16 protein-coding genes and 1 other annotated feature are annotated in these 15,078 nt (G+C 40.8%); of the genes, 15 read left to right on the top strand and 1 reads right to left on the bottom strand.

Going from position 1 to position 15,078, the window contains the following annotated elements:
* The coding region (locus B3473_RS01105; RefSeq protein ID WP_293650997.1) for a DUF6556 family protein at nucleotides 1-355 on the bottom strand (355 nt) is incomplete at its 3' end.
* A 201-nt stretch (nucleotides 356-556) separates the two neighbouring features.
* Between B3473_RS01105 and B3473_RS01100 the strand changes: the two genes are divergently transcribed.
* From B3473_RS01100 to carB, 15 genes are all read left to right on the top strand, one after another.
* Nucleotides 557-1,702 (top strand): cysteine desulfurase family protein, encoded by a 1,146-nt coding sequence (locus B3473_RS01100; protein WP_154455129.1) that lies wholly within the window; start codon nucleotides 557-559, stop codon nucleotides 1,700-1,702.
* 42 nt (nucleotides 1,703-1,744) lie between these two features.
* Entirely contained in the window at nucleotides 1,745-2,959 is a 1,215-nt protein-coding gene (gene thiI / locus B3473_RS01095) for a tRNA uracil 4-sulfurtransferase ThiI (protein ID WP_154455128.1), read from the top strand.
* A gap of 88 nt (nucleotides 2,960-3,047) precedes the next feature.
* Nucleotides 3,048-4,229 (top strand): CapA family protein, encoded by a 1,182-nt coding sequence (locus B3473_RS01090; RefSeq protein WP_154455127.1) that lies wholly within the window; start codon nucleotides 3,048-3,050, stop codon nucleotides 4,227-4,229.
* Nucleotides 4,220-4,759, top strand: a complete 540-nt coding sequence (locus B3473_RS01085) for a GNAT family N-acetyltransferase (protein ID WP_154455126.1) — start codon at nucleotides 4,220-4,222, stop codon at nucleotides 4,757-4,759. The genes B3473_RS01090 and B3473_RS01085 overlap by 10 nt, the downstream gene beginning before the upstream one ends.
* A gap of 78 nt (nucleotides 4,760-4,837) precedes the next feature.
* Nucleotides 4,838-4,912: a sequence feature (ribosomal protein L21 leader region), on the top strand.
* A gap of 35 nt (nucleotides 4,913-4,947) precedes the next feature.
* The gene (gene rplU / locus B3473_RS01080) at nucleotides 4,948-5,262 is read left to right on the top strand and encodes a 50S ribosomal protein L21 (protein WP_003065371.1); all 315 of its coding nucleotides are present in this window, start codon (nucleotides 4,948-4,950) and stop codon (nucleotides 5,260-5,262) included.
* A 9-nt stretch (nucleotides 5,263-5,271) separates the two neighbouring features.
* Nucleotides 5,272-5,607, top strand: a complete 336-nt coding sequence (locus tag B3473_RS01075) for a ribosomal-processing cysteine protease Prp (RefSeq protein ID WP_154455125.1) — start codon at nucleotides 5,272-5,274, stop codon at nucleotides 5,605-5,607.
* Nucleotides 5,608-5,628: 21 nt separating this feature from the next.
* A complete protein-coding gene (gene rpmA, locus B3473_RS01070; protein ID WP_003065365.1) occupies nucleotides 5,629-5,922 on the top strand; it encodes a 50S ribosomal protein L27 in 294 nt (97 codons plus the stop codon).
* A 172-nt stretch (nucleotides 5,923-6,094) separates the two neighbouring features.
* Nucleotides 6,095-7,009, top strand: a complete 915-nt coding sequence (locus tag B3473_RS01065; protein WP_154455124.1) for a LysR family transcriptional regulator — start codon at nucleotides 6,095-6,097, stop codon at nucleotides 7,007-7,009.
* Nucleotides 7,006-7,479, top strand: a complete 474-nt coding sequence (lspA, locus tag B3473_RS01060) for a signal peptidase II (RefSeq protein ID WP_154455123.1) — start codon at nucleotides 7,006-7,008, stop codon at nucleotides 7,477-7,479. The genes B3473_RS01065 and lspA overlap by 4 nt, the downstream gene beginning before the upstream one ends.
* Nucleotides 7,463-8,350 carry an RluA family pseudouridine synthase gene (locus B3473_RS01055; RefSeq protein ID WP_154455122.1) on the top strand — a complete coding sequence of 296 codons (888 nt, stop codon included), beginning with the start codon at nucleotides 7,463-7,465 and terminating at the stop codon, nucleotides 8,348-8,350. The genes lspA and B3473_RS01055 overlap by 17 nt, the downstream gene beginning before the upstream one ends.
* 225 nt (nucleotides 8,351-8,575) lie before the next feature.
* A complete protein-coding gene (gene pyrR, locus B3473_RS01050) occupies nucleotides 8,576-9,097 on the top strand; it encodes a bifunctional pyr operon transcriptional regulator/uracil phosphoribosyltransferase PyrR (RefSeq protein ID WP_154455121.1) in 522 nt (173 codons plus the stop codon).
* Nucleotides 9,098-9,133: 36 nt separating this feature from the next.
* Nucleotides 9,134-10,396, top strand: a complete 1,263-nt coding sequence (locus B3473_RS01045) for a uracil-xanthine permease family protein (protein ID WP_269725494.1) — start codon at nucleotides 9,134-9,136, stop codon at nucleotides 10,394-10,396.
* Nucleotides 10,397-10,399: 3 nt separating this feature from the next.
* Nucleotides 10,400-11,326 (top strand): aspartate carbamoyltransferase catalytic subunit, encoded by a 927-nt coding sequence (locus B3473_RS01040; protein WP_154455120.1) that lies wholly within the window; start codon nucleotides 10,400-10,402, stop codon nucleotides 11,324-11,326.
* A gap of 66 nt (nucleotides 11,327-11,392) precedes the next feature.
* Nucleotides 11,393-12,481, top strand: a complete 1,089-nt coding sequence (locus tag B3473_RS01035) for a carbamoyl phosphate synthase small subunit (protein ID WP_154455119.1) — start codon at nucleotides 11,393-11,395, stop codon at nucleotides 12,479-12,481.
* 97 nt (nucleotides 12,482-12,578) lie between these two features.
* The coding region (gene carB / locus B3473_RS01030; protein WP_293650996.1) for a carbamoyl-phosphate synthase large subunit at nucleotides 12,579-15,078 on the top strand (2,500 nt) is incomplete at its 3' end.

The raw sequence follows: 15,078 nt of genomic DNA, 5'->3' as shown, positions 1-15,078 counted from the left end.
TGGCATCAGATGTTTTAGCGTTATTGGTTGTATTATTGTTTGCAGCGGCGGGAGCAGAGTAGTCATTATCATAATCTGACATATCTGTTTTACTATCATCTCTGTCATCATCGTCTTTTTCTTTAATCACAACGGTCGTCGTGGTTGTTGACTTGTGATCGGGTTTAGAACTTGATGAACTATTTAAGGCGTTATTGATGGTAATGATAGCCACGATGATACTGAGTATCGAACCGACAAGGGCGACGGTTTTTTGAAGGGCAGAAAATCCCGTTTTAATATGTTTTGTTGGGGTAGCAGACTTTTCTTCTTTTTCCGTTTCTAAATGTTCACGTCTTGAATAATGTTGAGGCATAGTTTACTCCTTTTCACGTATGTTTCTATTATAGAACATTCTTTTTAAATGTCCAGCATTTAATCATGTTTTCAATAGCATCGCTAAGACACCACTATTATACTAACAAGAAAGTCTTATGGAAAACTAAAGAGAAATCTTTTCCACATATTTAAGACTGTGTTATAATGATAGTGTTGATTTTTTTTGAAGGAATAAGCTATGATATATTTTGATAACGCAGCTACAACCATTCCGTACGATGAGGCTTTACGCACTTATCAAGAAGTAGCGAGTAAAATTATTGGAAATCCCTCTAGTTTGCATAACTTGGGGACAAAATCGAGTCGTATTTTAGAAGCAAGTCGCAAGCAAATAGCGGATTTACTGGGTGTTAACACCGATGAGATTGTCTTTACCTCTGGTGGAACCGAAGGGGATAACTGGGTATTAAAAGGTGTCGCCTTTGAAAAAGAGCCCCAAGGCAATCACATTATTGTGTCTGACATTGAGCACCCAGCTGTGAAAGAATCAGCCAAATGGTTGAGCCAGCACGGTTTTGATGTTTCTTATGCTCCTGTTGATGAGCGTGGGTTTGTGGATGTGGCGGCTTTAGCGGACTTGTTGCGTCCTGAGACAATCTTGGTTTCCGTTATGGCGGTCAATAATGAAATTGGTTCTATTCAGCCCATTGCAGCGATTTCAGATGTGTTAGCAGACAAGCCAGGTATTACCTTCCATGTGGATGCCGTCCAAGCTATTGGCAAAGTTCCAGTGGCAGATTATTTGACAGAGCGTGTGGATTTTGCCAGCTTTTCAGGGCATAAATTCCACAGTGTGCGTGGCGTTGGTTTTATTTACAAAAAAGCTGGGAAACGTTTGAATCCTCTTTTGACTGGAGGAGGGCAAGAAGATGGCCTTCGTTCGACAACGGAAAATGTGGCTGGTATTGCTGCAACGGCAAAAGCGCTGCGCTTGACTTTGGAAAAAGAAACCGTGGCTCTACCACGTATTGCCAAAATGAAAGCTGTCATTTATGACGCTTTGGCTGTTTATTCAGATGTGGTAATCTTTTCTGAAAAAACCGATGACTTTGCTCCCAATATCCTAACCTTTGGCATCAAAGGGGTGCGTGGGGAAGTGATTGTTCACGCTTTTGAAGAACATGAGATTTACATTTCAACCACATCCGCTTGTTCGTCTAAAGCAGGGCACCCAGCAGGTACCTTGGTGGCGATGGGCGTACCAAGCAAATTGGCCCAATCAGCTGTCAGAATTAGCCTTGATGATGACAATGATATGAGTCAAGTCGAGCAATTTTTGACCATTTTCAAACAAATTTACCATAAAACACAAAAAGTGAGATAATTTTATAGAAAGGAATGAGAGCATTTCTCTCGTGACGTAGCAATGGAATATTCAGAAATTATGGTTCGATATGGCGAACTTTCTACAAAGGGTAAAAATCGGATGCGCTTTATCAATAAATTAAAGCAAAACATCAAGCACGTCCTATCAATCTACCCTGATGTGACCATCACAGCCAATCGTGACCGTGCCCACATTTTCCTAAATGGTACGGATTATGTGCCTGTGGCAGAATCTTTGAAAAACATCTTTGGAATTCAAGCTTTTTCACCGTCTTACAAGGTTGAGAAAAACTTGGAAAGCATTAAACAAGCTGTCCAAGAAGTGATGCAAGATGTTTACCATGACGGTTTGACCTTTAAAATTACTAGCAAACGCAGCGATCACACCTTTGAAATGGATAGTCGTAAGCTTAATCAATACCTCGGTTCAGCTGTTTTTGACGTCTTGCCAAATATCCAAGCTAAGATGAAAGGACCAGACATTAACCTGCAAGTAGAAGTTCGTGAAGAAGCTGCTTACTTGTCTTATGAAAACATCAAGGGAGCTGGCGGGCTTCCTGTTGGAACGGCAGGTCGTGGAATGCTTATGTTGTCAGGTGGTATTGATTCGCCTGTTGCAGGTTACTTAGCCTTGAAACGTGGTGTTGATATTGAAGCTGTACACTTTGCTAGCCCACCTTATACCAGCCCAGGTGCTTTGAAAAAAGCACAGGATTTAACACGAAAATTAACCAAATTTGGTGGCAATATTACCTTTATCGAAGTGCCATTTACGGAAATTCAAGAAGAAATCAAGGAAAAAGCGCCAGAAGCTTACTTGATGACCTTGACCCGTCGTTTCATGATGCGTATTACAGACCGTATCCGTGAAGAACGCAGTGGCTTAGTCATCATCAACGGGGAAAGCCTTGGGCAAGTGGCTAGTCAGACCTTGGAAAGCATGCAAGCTATCAATGCCGTAACGTGCACACCAATTATTCGTCCTGTGGTGACAATGGATAAATTGGAAATCATTGATATTGCTCAAAAAATTGATACTTTCGACATTTCAATCCAACCGTTTGAGGATTGTTGTACCATTTTTGCACCAGACAGACCAAAAACCAATCCAAAAATCAAAAATGTGGAACAATACGAAAAACGCATGGCAGTTGAAGAATTGGTTGAACGTGCAGTTGCTGGCATCAAAGTGACAACCATCACCCCTCAAGCTGATTCAGATGACGTTGATGACATGATTGATGATTTATTGTAAGGAGGAAGGCTATTTTCAATAGCTTTTCTTCTTTTTCATTTCGGTTTTCATCACATTATCATGATATAATGGGCATGGAGGTGTGGTGATGTATCGAAAAACAACAAGATGGTGTCTTGCTTTTATTGTCTTGAGTCTTTTGGGTTCTGGGATTTACAGCCTGTTTTTTGAAAAAAGACAGACCAGTGCTCCCAAGGACGAATCAGCAGATAGTGTTCAAACAGCGCGTGTCATGGCAAATGGGGATATTTTAATTCACAATGGCTTATATGGAAGTGCTGAACAAGCCGATGGTAGTTATGATTTTCTGCCCTTTTTTGAATATGTGACCGATTGGATTTCCAGTGCTGATTTGGCGATTGGGGATTATGAAGGAACGATCAGTTCAGATTATCCCTTAGCTGGCTACCCTTTGTTTAATGCGCCTGCTGAGATTGCCCTAGCCATGAAAGAAACAGGATACGATGTTGTTGATTTGGCACATAATCATATTTTGGATTCGGGCTTGTCAGGGGCTCTACAAACGGTCAATACTTTTGAAGACTTGGGTATGGATTGCATTGGCATTTATCAAGAAAATCGTGACAAGGAAGATTTTCTGATTAAGGACGTCAATGGAATTAAAATTGCCATTTTAGGCTATTCTTATGGTTATAATGGCATGGAAGCGACCTTGACAGATAGTGAGTACAAAAAGCATCTATCGGATTTGTCAGAAGATAAGATAAAAGCGGAGATTCAAGAGGCAGAGAAAAAAGCCGATGTAACCATCGTCATGCCGCAAATGGGAACGGAATACGCTTTGGAACCAACCGAAGAGCAAGTGAAACTTTATCATAAAATGATTGATTGGGGTGCAGATGCTATTTTTGGTGGGCACCCACACGTTCCTGAACCTTGTGAAGTGGTTGAAAAAGACGGCGAAAAGAAAATCATTTTCTATTCAATGGGAAATTTCATTTCCAATCAACGACTGGAAACGGTGGATGACATTTGGACTGAGCGTGGTCTGTTATTGGATGTCACGTTTGAAAAACAAGAAGGGAAAACACGCATTAAAAATGTGTCTGCCCACCCGACGATGGTTTGGGTTTGGAGCAAGGGCGTTGTTGGTTCTGAAGGTTTTACCTTGTCTGATTACCGCACGCTGGTTTTAGAAGACTTTATCGAGGGAGGCAAATACCGTCATCTGCTGGATAGCACTATGCAAGAAAAAGTGGATACAGCTTATGCAGAAACGAATGAATTGGTGAATTTACAATGGGATTAACACGTCAAAAAGTGACTCTTTTTTCAAGACAGTACAGAGAAGTCAAGCAACTCTATCAAACGGCTTTTCCAAAAGTGGAGCGCCTACCTTATTTACCGCTAATTTTAAATACCTATCGTCCTTTGGCAGACTGTTATGCCTATTATGACGGCGACTCTTTTGTAGGGCTAGCTTACCTACTGCAAAATGACGATTTGCTTTACCTTTTCTTTTTAGCGGTCAATACCAAGATTCGCTCACGTGGTTATGGTAGTGCCATTTTACAAGATATCAAAAAAGTAGCAGGCAATCGTCCCATCATTTTGGCTATTGAGCCTCTGGATGAGTCAGCAGATAATTATGCCCAACGCCAAAAACGTGTGGCATTTTATGCCAAAAATGGTTTCCAGCTGACTGCTTATTATTATCATGAAGGCAATGAAATCTACCAAGTTATGGCAACAGATCCGTCGTTAGATATTCATAAGGCAGATAGCCTGACCAAGCAAGCTTTGCTAGGCTTCATTAAAACCTCGTTTGACTTGACTTAATTTTTCTATAAAAAATCAAGAGATATATCTTGCCTAATGAGATAAATCATGATAAAATGAGACTGTTGACTAAATGCACATCCTGTGCAACCGCGCGAACACCGTTTCATTAAGTAGCGTAGCTCACGGTGCAAGGCGAGTCTTCACAAAACGGGATTTCCCGTAACTAATTTTATAGGAGGTGCACGATGAGCACATATGCAATCATCAAAACTGGTGGAAAACAAGTTAAAGTTGAAGTAGGTCAAGCGATCTATGTTGAAAAACTTGATGTTGAAGCTGGTTCAGAAGTAACATTTAACGAAGTTGTTCTTGTTGGTGGAGACAAAACTGTTGTAGGTACACCAGTTGTTGAAGGTGCTACTGTTGTTGGTACTGTTGAAAAACAAGGTAAACAAAAGAAAGTTGTTACTTTCAAATACAAACCTAAAAAAGGTAGCCACCGTAAACAAGGTCACCGTCAACCTTATACAAAAGTTGTTATCAACGCCATCAACGCTTAATTTATCCTTATGATTCATGCAACCTTTATTCGCCGTAAAGGTAACCTAGAAAGCGTTGAGCTGACTGGGCATGCTGGCAGTGGCGAGTATGGTTTTGATATCGTATGTGCAGCCGTTTCAACCTTGTCGATTAACCTGGTTAATTCGCTAGAAGTGTTGGCAGATTGCAAGGCTGATTTAGCGATTGATGAAATTGATGGCGGTTATATGAAGATTGATATCTCTCATATAACGCGAAAGACGGATGAGAAAGTTCAGCTTTTATTTGGAAGCTTTCTTTTAGGGATGACGAACTTGGCAGAAAATTCTCAAGAGTTTGTGTCGGTTCAGGTCATCGCAAACTAATTTGAAAAGAGGACACTATATATGTTAAAAATGAATCTTGCTAACTTGCAACTTTTCGCCCACAAAAAAGGTGGAGGTTCTACATCAAACGGTCGTGATTCACAAGCTAAACGTCTAGGTGCTAAAGCAGCTGACGGACAAACTGTTTCAGGTGGATCAATCCTTTATCGTCAACGCGGTACTCACATTTACCCAGGTGTAAACGTAGGTCGCGGTGGTGACGATACACTCTTCGCTAAAGTTGAAGGTGTTGTACGTTTCGAACGTAAAGGTCGCGATAAAAAACAAGTTTCTGTTTACCCTATCGCAAAATAAGGCTAGAAATAGCATGAGAAAAGCTTTCTGAGAAATCAGGAAGTTTTTTTGTACATTTTTGACCGTGTTACTAAAGTGCCTTGTTTCCATAACTTAGTCATCAGAAAAAGCAAGCGTTTGGCTTATTTTTTTGATATAATGGAGAAGATGAATTTAGAAAGAATAAGGTAGTATGAATATACAACAATTACGCTATGTGGTAGCGATTGCTAACAGCGGGACCTTTCGAGAGGCAGCTTCGAAGCTTTTTGTGAGTCAGCCGAGTTTATCTGTTGCTATCAGAGATTTGGAAACGGAGTTGGGTTTTCAAATTTTTACAAGAACGACGACTGGGGCTGTTTTGACGAGTCAAGGAATGAATTTTTATGAAAAAGCCTTGGATGTTGTGAAAACGTTTGATTCCTTTGAAAAACACTTTTCACAATCAGAGGATTCGCCTGAATTTTCAATTGCTAGTCAGCATTATGATTTTTTACCTCCGTTGATTACCACTTTTTCCAAATTGCATCCTGAGCATCGCCATTTTCGTATATTTGAATCAACAACGATGAGGATTCTAGATGAGGTGTCACAAGGTGATAGTGAGATTGGTATCATTTATCTCAATAACCAAAATCGTAAAGGCTTATTGCAGCGTATGGAAAAGCAGGGCTTGGAATTTGTGGAGCTTATTCCGTTTCAGACTCACATTTATTTGGCGAAAAATCACCCCTTGGCAGACAAAAGTAGTTTGCTCATGAGTGATTTAGTAGATTTTCCAACGGTGCGATTTACACAGGAAAAAGATGAGTATCTCTATTATTCTGAAAATTTTGTGGATACGACAGACAGTCCTTGTATTTACAATGTTACTGATAGAGCGACTTTGAATGGTATTTTGGAGCGAACAGATGCTTATGCGACTGGGTCTGGCTTTTTAGATAGTCGCAGTGTGAATGGTATCACTGTGATACCGCTTGAAGATGATTTAGATAATAAAATGGTTTATATTAAGCGTAGTGATAAGAATTTGTCGGCCTGTGCGCTTAAATTCGTTTCAGCGATGAAGGATTATTTCGCTGAATTTAGCCCAGAGGTAGTCAAATGAAACAATATCGATATCTTTATTTTCCACTTTTAATGGTCGTTTTGGTCGCCTTGGACCAATGGAGCAAATTATGGATTGTCAAGCACATTCCTTTAGGCAGCATTCATAAGGGGTTGCCACCTATTTTTAGTTTGACCTATTTGCGCAATTATGGTGCGGCATTCTCTATTTTGCAAAATCAACAATGGTTTTTTGTGATTTTAACGATTGTGGTCGTGGGGGCTGCTATTTATTACTTTATCCGAAATCTTAATGGCTCGTTCTGGTTCTTGTTGAGCTTGAGTTTGATTATTTCGGGTGGATTGGGCAATTTCATTGATCGTGTTCGCCTTGGTTATGTGGTGGATATGGTACATTTGGATTTCATGGATTTTGCCATTTTCAATGTCGCCGATTCTTATTTGACCGTCGGTGTTGTGATGTTATTTATTGTGTTGTGGAGAGAAGGAGAAGATGGAATTAATCATTAAAGAATCAGGGATTCGATTGGACAAGGCCTTGGCAGATTTGACCGAATTGTCCCGCAGTCAAGCCAATGAAGCTATTAAAAATGGGAATATTTTGGTAAATGGCAAAGCTGTCAAAGCCAAATACAGCGTCAAAGAAGGGGATCTTGTCACTTACGACTTGCCTGAACCAGAAGTCTTAGAATACGAGGCAGAAGATATTCCGCTTGACATTGTGTACGAGGATGATGATGTTGCCGTGGTCAACAAACCACAAGGAATGGTTGTTCACCCTTCAGTAGGGCATACTTCAGGGACCTTGGTCAATGCCTTGATGTATCATATTCACGATTTATCTTCAATAAATGGGGTTGTTCGCCCAGGTATTGTGCATCGTATTGACAAGGACACATCGGGCTTGTTGATGATTGCTAAAAACGATCGTTCCCACCAAGCACTGGCTGAAGAGTTAAAGGACAAGAAATCATTACGCAAGTACTTGGCTATTGTGCATGGCAATATTTCAAATGATCGTGGCGTGATTGAGGCACCTATTGGACGTTCTGAAAAAGACCGCAAAAAACAAGCTGTTACGGCTAAAGGTAAGCCAGCTGTAACTCATTTTAAAGTCTTGGAACGCTTTGGCAATTACACCTTGGTAGAATTGACCTTGGAAACAGGACGTACCCACCAAATTCGGGTACATATGGCTTATATTGGTCATCCTGTGGCAGGGGATCCGCTTTATGGTCCTCGCAAAACCTTGAAAGGTAATGGGCAATTTTTGCACGCTCAAACCCTTGGATTTACCCACCCAACGACTGGCGAAAGCTTACGCTTTTCCGTAGAACCACCAGCTATTTTCCAAGAAACGTTGGAAAATTTGAGACACTAAGACTTGCGCTCATAAGCTTTAGGTTTAGGTTAGTAAAACGCTTGTCAAAATGGGATAGTTTTGGTATGATAAGAGAGTAGATATATCCTTTAATACTGTCCCGTGAGGCAGGCAAGGAGAGAACGATAAAAGAAGTGTGCATCTAGGGTTTGGTGTACCTATATTTTGTGGAATCTCCTTGTTGTTAAGGAGATTTTTTGTATATTTTTTAGTGAGGTTTACGAGATGAAGACAAAAGAAATCGTTGATGATGTTACCATGAAACGTGCGATTACACGTATCACGTATGAGATTATTGAACGCAATAAAAATCTTGATAACATTGTTCTTGCGGGAATCAAAACACGTGGTGTTTACATTGCTCGTCGTATCCAAGACCGTTTGAAACAATTGGAGAATCTTGATATTCCAATCGGTGAATTGGATACAAAACCATTTCGTGATGATATTAAAGTGGAAGAAGACACAACAATCATGCCAATTGATATCACAGGTAAAGATGTGATTTTGGTGGATGATGTGCTTTATACAGGTCGTACTATTCGTGCTGCTATTGATAACTTGGTTAGCCTTGGTCGTCCTGCGCGTGTTAGCCTAGCCGTATTGGTGGATCGCGGACATCGTGAATTGCCAATTCGTGCGGACTATGTCGGTAAAAATATCCCAACAAGCGCCACAGAAGAAATCATTGTGGAAGTGATTGAAATCGACGGTAAAGACCGTGTTAGCATCGTAGATCCTAACTAATTTGTGTCTGGGGATTATGAGAAAGGAAGTGGATTAGTGGATAATATCAAGTACGACGTTAATGAGATGCCCAAACCAGGGATGTTGATTGGTTTATCATTCCAACACCTCTTTGCCATGTTTGGTGCGACGGTTTTGGTTCCGATTTTGGTGGGAATTGATCCAGCCATAGCCCTGTTTTCAAGTGGTTTAGGAACCTTGGCGCACTTAACAGTGACCAAGTATAAAATTCCAGCTTATATGGGGTCAAGTTTTGCTTACATCGCAACCATGCAAATGTTGATGAAAACAGATGGTATTGCAGCTGTTGCCCAAGGGGCGATGGCAGGAGGTCTGGTTTACTTGCTGGTTGCCTTGATTGTGCGATTTGCTGGTAATGCTTGGATTGATAAGGTTTTACCACCTGTTGTGGTTGGACCAATCATCGTTGTGATTGGATTGAGTTTATCAACAACTGCTGTCAATGATGTCATGTTAAAAGACGGCCAGTACAATTTTACCTACCTTTTGATTGGCTTGGTTACCTTGCTAGCGGTTATATTGTTTAATATGTATGGCAAGAAAATCGTTGCGGTAGTGCCTATCTTGCTCGGTTTAATTGTTGGTTATGTGTTTGCCATAGTTGTTGGTGCCGTGACGGGTCAAAACATTGTTGATTTTTCAGCTGTTTCCCAATCACCGTGGTTCCAAATTCCTGATTTTGACATTTTATTTGTTGATTATCATTTTAAAATCTATCCAAGTGCTATTTTAACCATGGCGCCAATTGCTTTTGTAACGATGACAGAGCATTTTGGACACGTAATGGTGTTAAATAGTTTAACTGGTCGTGATTTCTTTAAGGATCCAGGTTTGGACCGCACATTGACAGGTGACGGTTTGGCACAAATCATCGCTGGTTTCTTTGGTGCACCGCCAGTAACGTCGTACGGTGAAAACATCGGGGTTATGGCGCTTAATAAAATTTATTCGGTTTACGTCATTGCTGGAGCTGCAGTGATTGCAGTGGTGATGAGTTTTATCGGTAAGGTGTCAGCTCTCTTGTCTTCAATCCCAACACCAGTCATTGGGGGTATTTCAATTGCCTTATTTGGTGTGATTGCCTCAAGTGGTCTGAAAATTTTAGTTGAAAACAAGGTAAATTTTGATAATAAGAAAAACCTGTTGATTGCAAGTGTTATCTTGGTATCTGGAATCGGTAACTTGACCCTACAAGTGGCTGGTTTGCAAATCACAGGTGTGGCACTTTCAACTCTTCTAGGAATTCTTTTATATCAAATTCTTCCAGAAAAGGATTAAAAAATGGCTATAATAGATAATATGGTATCGTTAAAACATTTGGTCACCATGGAAACATTGACCAATGAAGAAGTTTTAGGTTTGATTAAACGTGGCATTGCTTTTAAAAAGAACGAAGCCCATTTCACACCTGAAAGACAATATTTTGCGGCAAATCTCTTTTTTGAATCATCAACACGAACACACAAATCGTTTGAAGTGGCGGAGAAAAAATTAGGTTTGGACGTGATCGAATTTGACGCTAAAACAAGTTCAGTCAATAAAGGCGAAACCCTTTACGATACCATTTTAACGATGAGTTCTTTAGGCATCGATATCTGTGTGATTCGTCATGCCAAAGAAGATTATTACAAAGAGCTTATCGGCAGTCGTACCATTCAGACATCAATTGTCAATGGGGGCGATGGTTCAGGACAACACCCAAGCCAATGCTTGCTAGACTTGATGACGATTTATGAGGAATTTGGTCGATTTGAACAGTTAAAAGTGGCTATCGTGGGGGACATTACGCATTCGCGTGTTGCCAAATCAAATATGCAAATTTTGAAACGCCTTGGAGCAGAGTTGTATTTTGCTGGTCCAGAACAATGGTATTCAGACGAATTTGATGTGTATGGTAAGCACGTTGATTTAGATGAGATTGTGGATGAAGTTGATGTGATGATGATGTTGCGTGTGCAACATGAGCGTCATGACAGTGACAAAGGTTTTTCAAAAGAAACCTACCATAACCGTTATGGTTTGACTCAAGAACGTTACAATCGTTTGAAACCATCAGCAATTATCATGCACCCTGCTCCTGTCAATCGTGATGTCGAAATTGCATCACAATTGGTGGAAGCTCCTAAATCACGTATTGCCACACAAATGCAAAATGGTGTATTTGTTCGTATGGCAATTCTTGAAGCAGTCCTTAATGGCAAAGCGTAAGACGGTATCTGCTAGTTAATAAACAACGTTAAAGTGCTCCCGTGAGAGCAAACGAGAGGAAAAAATATGGCAAAAAGACTTTTAATTTTAGAAGATGGTACAATTTTCGAGGGAACAGCTTTTGGTGCTGACCTTGATGTGACAGGTGAGATTGTTTTTAATACTGGTATGACAGGTTATCAGGAATCGATTACAGACCAATCTTACAACGGTCAAATTTTGACCTTTACTTATCCTTTGGTGGGAAATTATGGTATCAATCGTGATGATTACGAATCTATTACCCCAACTTGTAAGGGTGTGGTGGTTTCTGAAAATGCCCGTTTGGCTAATAACTGGCGTAATCAGATGACCTTGGATGAGTTTTTGAAAGCTAAAAATATCCCTGGCATTTCAGGAATTGACACACGTGCTTTGACTAAAATCATCCGTCAACACGGTACTATGAAAGCAACTCTTGCAAGCGATGGTGATTCTATTGAGCACCTAAAAGTTCAATTGCAAGCAACTGTCTTGCCGACCAATAACATTGAGCAAGTTTCAACAAAAACAGCTTATCCAGCACCTGGTGTGGGGAAAAATATTGTTTTGGTTGACTTTGGACTAAAACATTCTATCTTACGCGAATTTTCAAAACGTAACTGTAATGTGACCGTCGTGCCTTACAATATCACAGCTGAAGAAATTCTTCACTTGAATCCTGACGGAGTGATGTTGTCAAATGGACCTGGTAACCCAGAAGATGTGCCAGAAGCCCTTGATATGATTCGTGGTGTGCAAGGTAAAATTCCAATTTTTGGTATCTGTATGGGACACCAATTGTTCAGCCTAGCTAATGGAGCGACAACCTATAAAATGAAATTCGGTCACCGTGGTTTCAATCATGCTGTTCGTGAAATTGCAACGGGACGTATTGATTTTACCAGTCAAAACCATGGTTATGCGGTGGATCGTGATACTCTACCAGATTGCCTCATGGTAACTCACGAAGAAATTAACGACAAGTCTGTTGAAGGGGTTCGCCACCGCGATTTCCCAGCCTTTTCAGTGCAATTCCACCCAGATGCTGCACCAGGACCACACGATGCAAGCTATCTGTTTGATGATTTCTTGGAATTGATTGATGCTTTTCAAAATGAAAAAGTCACTCGCTAAACAGATTTACTTGTGTCGCTAACTACTTAATCTGACTGATGCAACAGTCAGTCACATATTTAAAGTCAATCAGAGAGTTGACAAATAGGAGAAAACAATGCCAAAACGTACAGATATTAAAAAAATTATGGTGATTGGGTCTGGTCCGATTATTATCGGTCAGGCAGCAGAGTTTGACTATGCGGGAACGCAAGCCTGCTTGGCCCTCAAAGAAGAAGGTTATAGCGTTGTTCTTGTAAACTCAAACCCTGCCACAATCATGACGGATAAAGAAATTGCAGATAAGGTTTATATCGAACCCATTACAACAGAATTTGTGACACGCATTATCCGTAAAGAGCGTCCAGATGCCCTACTACCAACTTTGGGGGGGCAAACAGGTCTTAACATGGCAATGGAATTGTCAAAAGCTGGTATCCTTGATGAATTAGGTGTTGAATTGTTGGGGACTAAATTATCAGCAATCGACCAAGCCGAAGACCGTGACCTCTTCAAACAATTGATGGAAGACCTTAATCAGCCAATTCCAGAATCTGAAATTGTTAACACGGTGGAAGAAGCGGTTGATTTTGCAAATACGATTGGCTATCCTGTCATTGTTCGTCCAGCCTTCACCCTTGGTGGTACTGGTGGTGGTATGTGTGACAATGAAGACGAATTGCGTGAAATCGCTGAAAATGGTTTGAAATTGTCACCAGTAACCCAATGTTTGATTGAACGTTCTATCGCTGGTTTCAAAGAAATTGAATACGAAGTAATGCGTGATGCGGCAGACAACGCTCTTGTGGTTTGTAACATGGAAAACTTTGACCCAGTGGGTATTCACACGGGGGATTCAATCGTTTTTGCGCCAACACAAACCCTTTCAGATATTGAAAACCAAATGTTGCGTGATGCTAGCTTGAGCATCATTCGTGCCCTTAAAATCGAAGGAGGATGTAACGTTCAGTTGGCCCTTGACCCAAATAGCTTCAAGTACTATGTTATCGAAGTTAACCCACGTGTGTCACGTTCATCTGCCCTTGCCTCAAAAGCAACAGGTTACCCAATTGCGAAATTAGCAGCGAAAATAGCGGTTGGTTTGACACTTGATGAAATGGTCAATCCAGTTACTGGTACGACTTATGCCATGTTTGAACCAGCTCTTGACTATGTGGTTGCAAAAATCCCACGTTTCCCATTTGATAAATTTGAACATGGTGAACGTCGCTTAGGAACTCAGATGAAAGCGACTGGTGAGGTTATGGCAATCGGTCGTAACATTGAAGAGTCACTTTTGAAAGCTTGTCGTTCGCTTGAAATCGGTGTTTACCACAATGAAATGCCTGATTTGGCAAATGTAACTGATGATGCTTTGGTTGATAAAATTGTTCGTGCCCAAGATGACCGTCTTTTCTATCTTTCTGAAGCTATCCGCCGTGGCTACACCATCGAAGAATTATCTAAATTAACCAAAATTGACCTTTTCTTCTTGGATAAATTGCTTCACATTTTTGAAATTGAGCAAGCCTTGGCTACTAACGTTGGGGATATTGCATTGTTGAAAGAAGCCAAACGCAATGGTTTTGCAGACCGTAAAATTGCAGAGCTTTGGAACATGACAGCAGACGAGGTTCGCACACTTCGTACAGAAAACAAGATTATCCCAGTTTACAAAATGGTGGATACATGTGCAGCTGAATTTGAATCAGAAACACCTTATTTCTATTCAACTTACGAGTGGGAAAACGAATCTATCAAATCAGGTAAGGAATCAATCTTGGTTCTTGGTTCAGGTCCTATCCGTATTGGTCAAGGGGTTGAGTTTGACTATGCGACGGTTCACTCAGTGAAAGCTATTCAAGCAGCTGGTTACGAAGCGATTATCATGAACTCAAATCCAGAAACCGTATCAACGGACTTCTCGATTTCAGATAAACTTTACTTTGAACCATTGACCTTTGAAGACGTGATGAACGTCATCGAATTGGAACAACCTAAAGGGGTTATCGTGCAATTTGGTGGTCAAACAGCTATTAATTTGGCAGAACCATTGTCTAAAGCTGGTGTGAAAATCCTTGGAACACAGGTAGAAGACCTTGACCGTGCCGAAGACCGTGACCTCTTTGAACAAGCGTTGAAAGCCTTGAATATCCCACAACCACCAGGACAAACAGCAACAAACGAAGAAGAAGCGGTTGAAGCAGCCCGCAATATTGGTTTCCCAGTGCTTGTTCGTCCTTCATATGTCTTGGGTGGACGTGCCATGGAAATCGTTGAAAATGAAAACGACCTTCGTTCTTACATGAGAACTGCCGTTAAAGCCAGTCCAGACCATCCAGTCTTGGTTGACTCTTACATTATTGGTCGTGAGTGCGAAGTTGATGCCATTTCTGACGGCAAAGACGTTTTGATTCCAGGTATCATGGAACACATCGAACGTGCGGGTGTTCACTCAGGTGACTCAATGGCTGTTTACCCACCACAAACCCTTTCAAAAGAAATCCAAGAAACGATTGCGGATTATACAAAACGCTTGGCAATTGGTTTGAACTGTATCGGAATGATGAACATCCAATTTGTTATCAAAGATGAAACGGTATATGTTATCGAGGTAA

This window comes from Streptococcus sp. UBA632 (assembly GCF_002300045.1).
Lineage (GTDB): Bacteria > Bacillota > Bacilli > Lactobacillales > Streptococcaceae > Streptococcus > Streptococcus alactolyticus.
Note: the sequence above shows the minus strand (reverse complement) of the source record. Positions and strands in the feature narration are given on the sequence as shown.

Excerpts from the sequence above, each read along its gene's own strand:
- B3473_RS01100 (WP_154455129.1), top strand. The coding sequence starts at position 557 with ATGATATATTTTGATAACGCAGCTACAACCATTCCGTACGATGAGGCT.
- thiI (WP_154455128.1), top strand. The coding sequence starts at position 1,745 with ATGGAATATTCAGAAATTATGGTTCGATATGGCGAACTTTCTACAAAG.
- B3473_RS01090 (WP_154455127.1), top strand. The coding sequence starts at position 3,048 with ATGTATCGAAAAACAACAAGATGGTGTCTTGCTTTTATTGTCTTGAGT.
- B3473_RS01085 (WP_154455126.1), top strand. The coding sequence starts at position 4,220 with ATGGGATTAACACGTCAAAAAGTGACTCTTTTTTCAAGACAGTACAGA.
- rplU (WP_003065371.1), top strand. The coding sequence starts at position 4,948 with ATGAGCACATATGCAATCATCAAAACTGGTGGAAAACAAGTTAAAGTT.
- B3473_RS01075 (WP_154455125.1), top strand. The coding sequence starts at position 5,272 with ATGATTCATGCAACCTTTATTCGCCGTAAAGGTAACCTAGAAAGCGTT.
- rpmA (WP_003065365.1), top strand. The coding sequence starts at position 5,629 with ATGTTAAAAATGAATCTTGCTAACTTGCAACTTTTCGCCCACAAAAAA.
- B3473_RS01065 (WP_154455124.1), top strand. The coding sequence starts at position 6,095 with ATGAATATACAACAATTACGCTATGTGGTAGCGATTGCTAACAGCGGG.
- lspA (WP_154455123.1), top strand. The coding sequence starts at position 7,006 with ATGAAACAATATCGATATCTTTATTTTCCACTTTTAATGGTCGTTTTG.
- B3473_RS01055 (WP_154455122.1), top strand. The coding sequence starts at position 7,463 with ATGGAATTAATCATTAAAGAATCAGGGATTCGATTGGACAAGGCCTTG.
- pyrR (WP_154455121.1), top strand. The coding sequence starts at position 8,576 with ATGAAGACAAAAGAAATCGTTGATGATGTTACCATGAAACGTGCGATT.
- B3473_RS01040 (WP_154455120.1), top strand. The coding sequence starts at position 10,400 with ATGGCTATAATAGATAATATGGTATCGTTAAAACATTTGGTCACCATG.
- B3473_RS01035 (WP_154455119.1), top strand. The coding sequence starts at position 11,393 with ATGGCAAAAAGACTTTTAATTTTAGAAGATGGTACAATTTTCGAGGGA.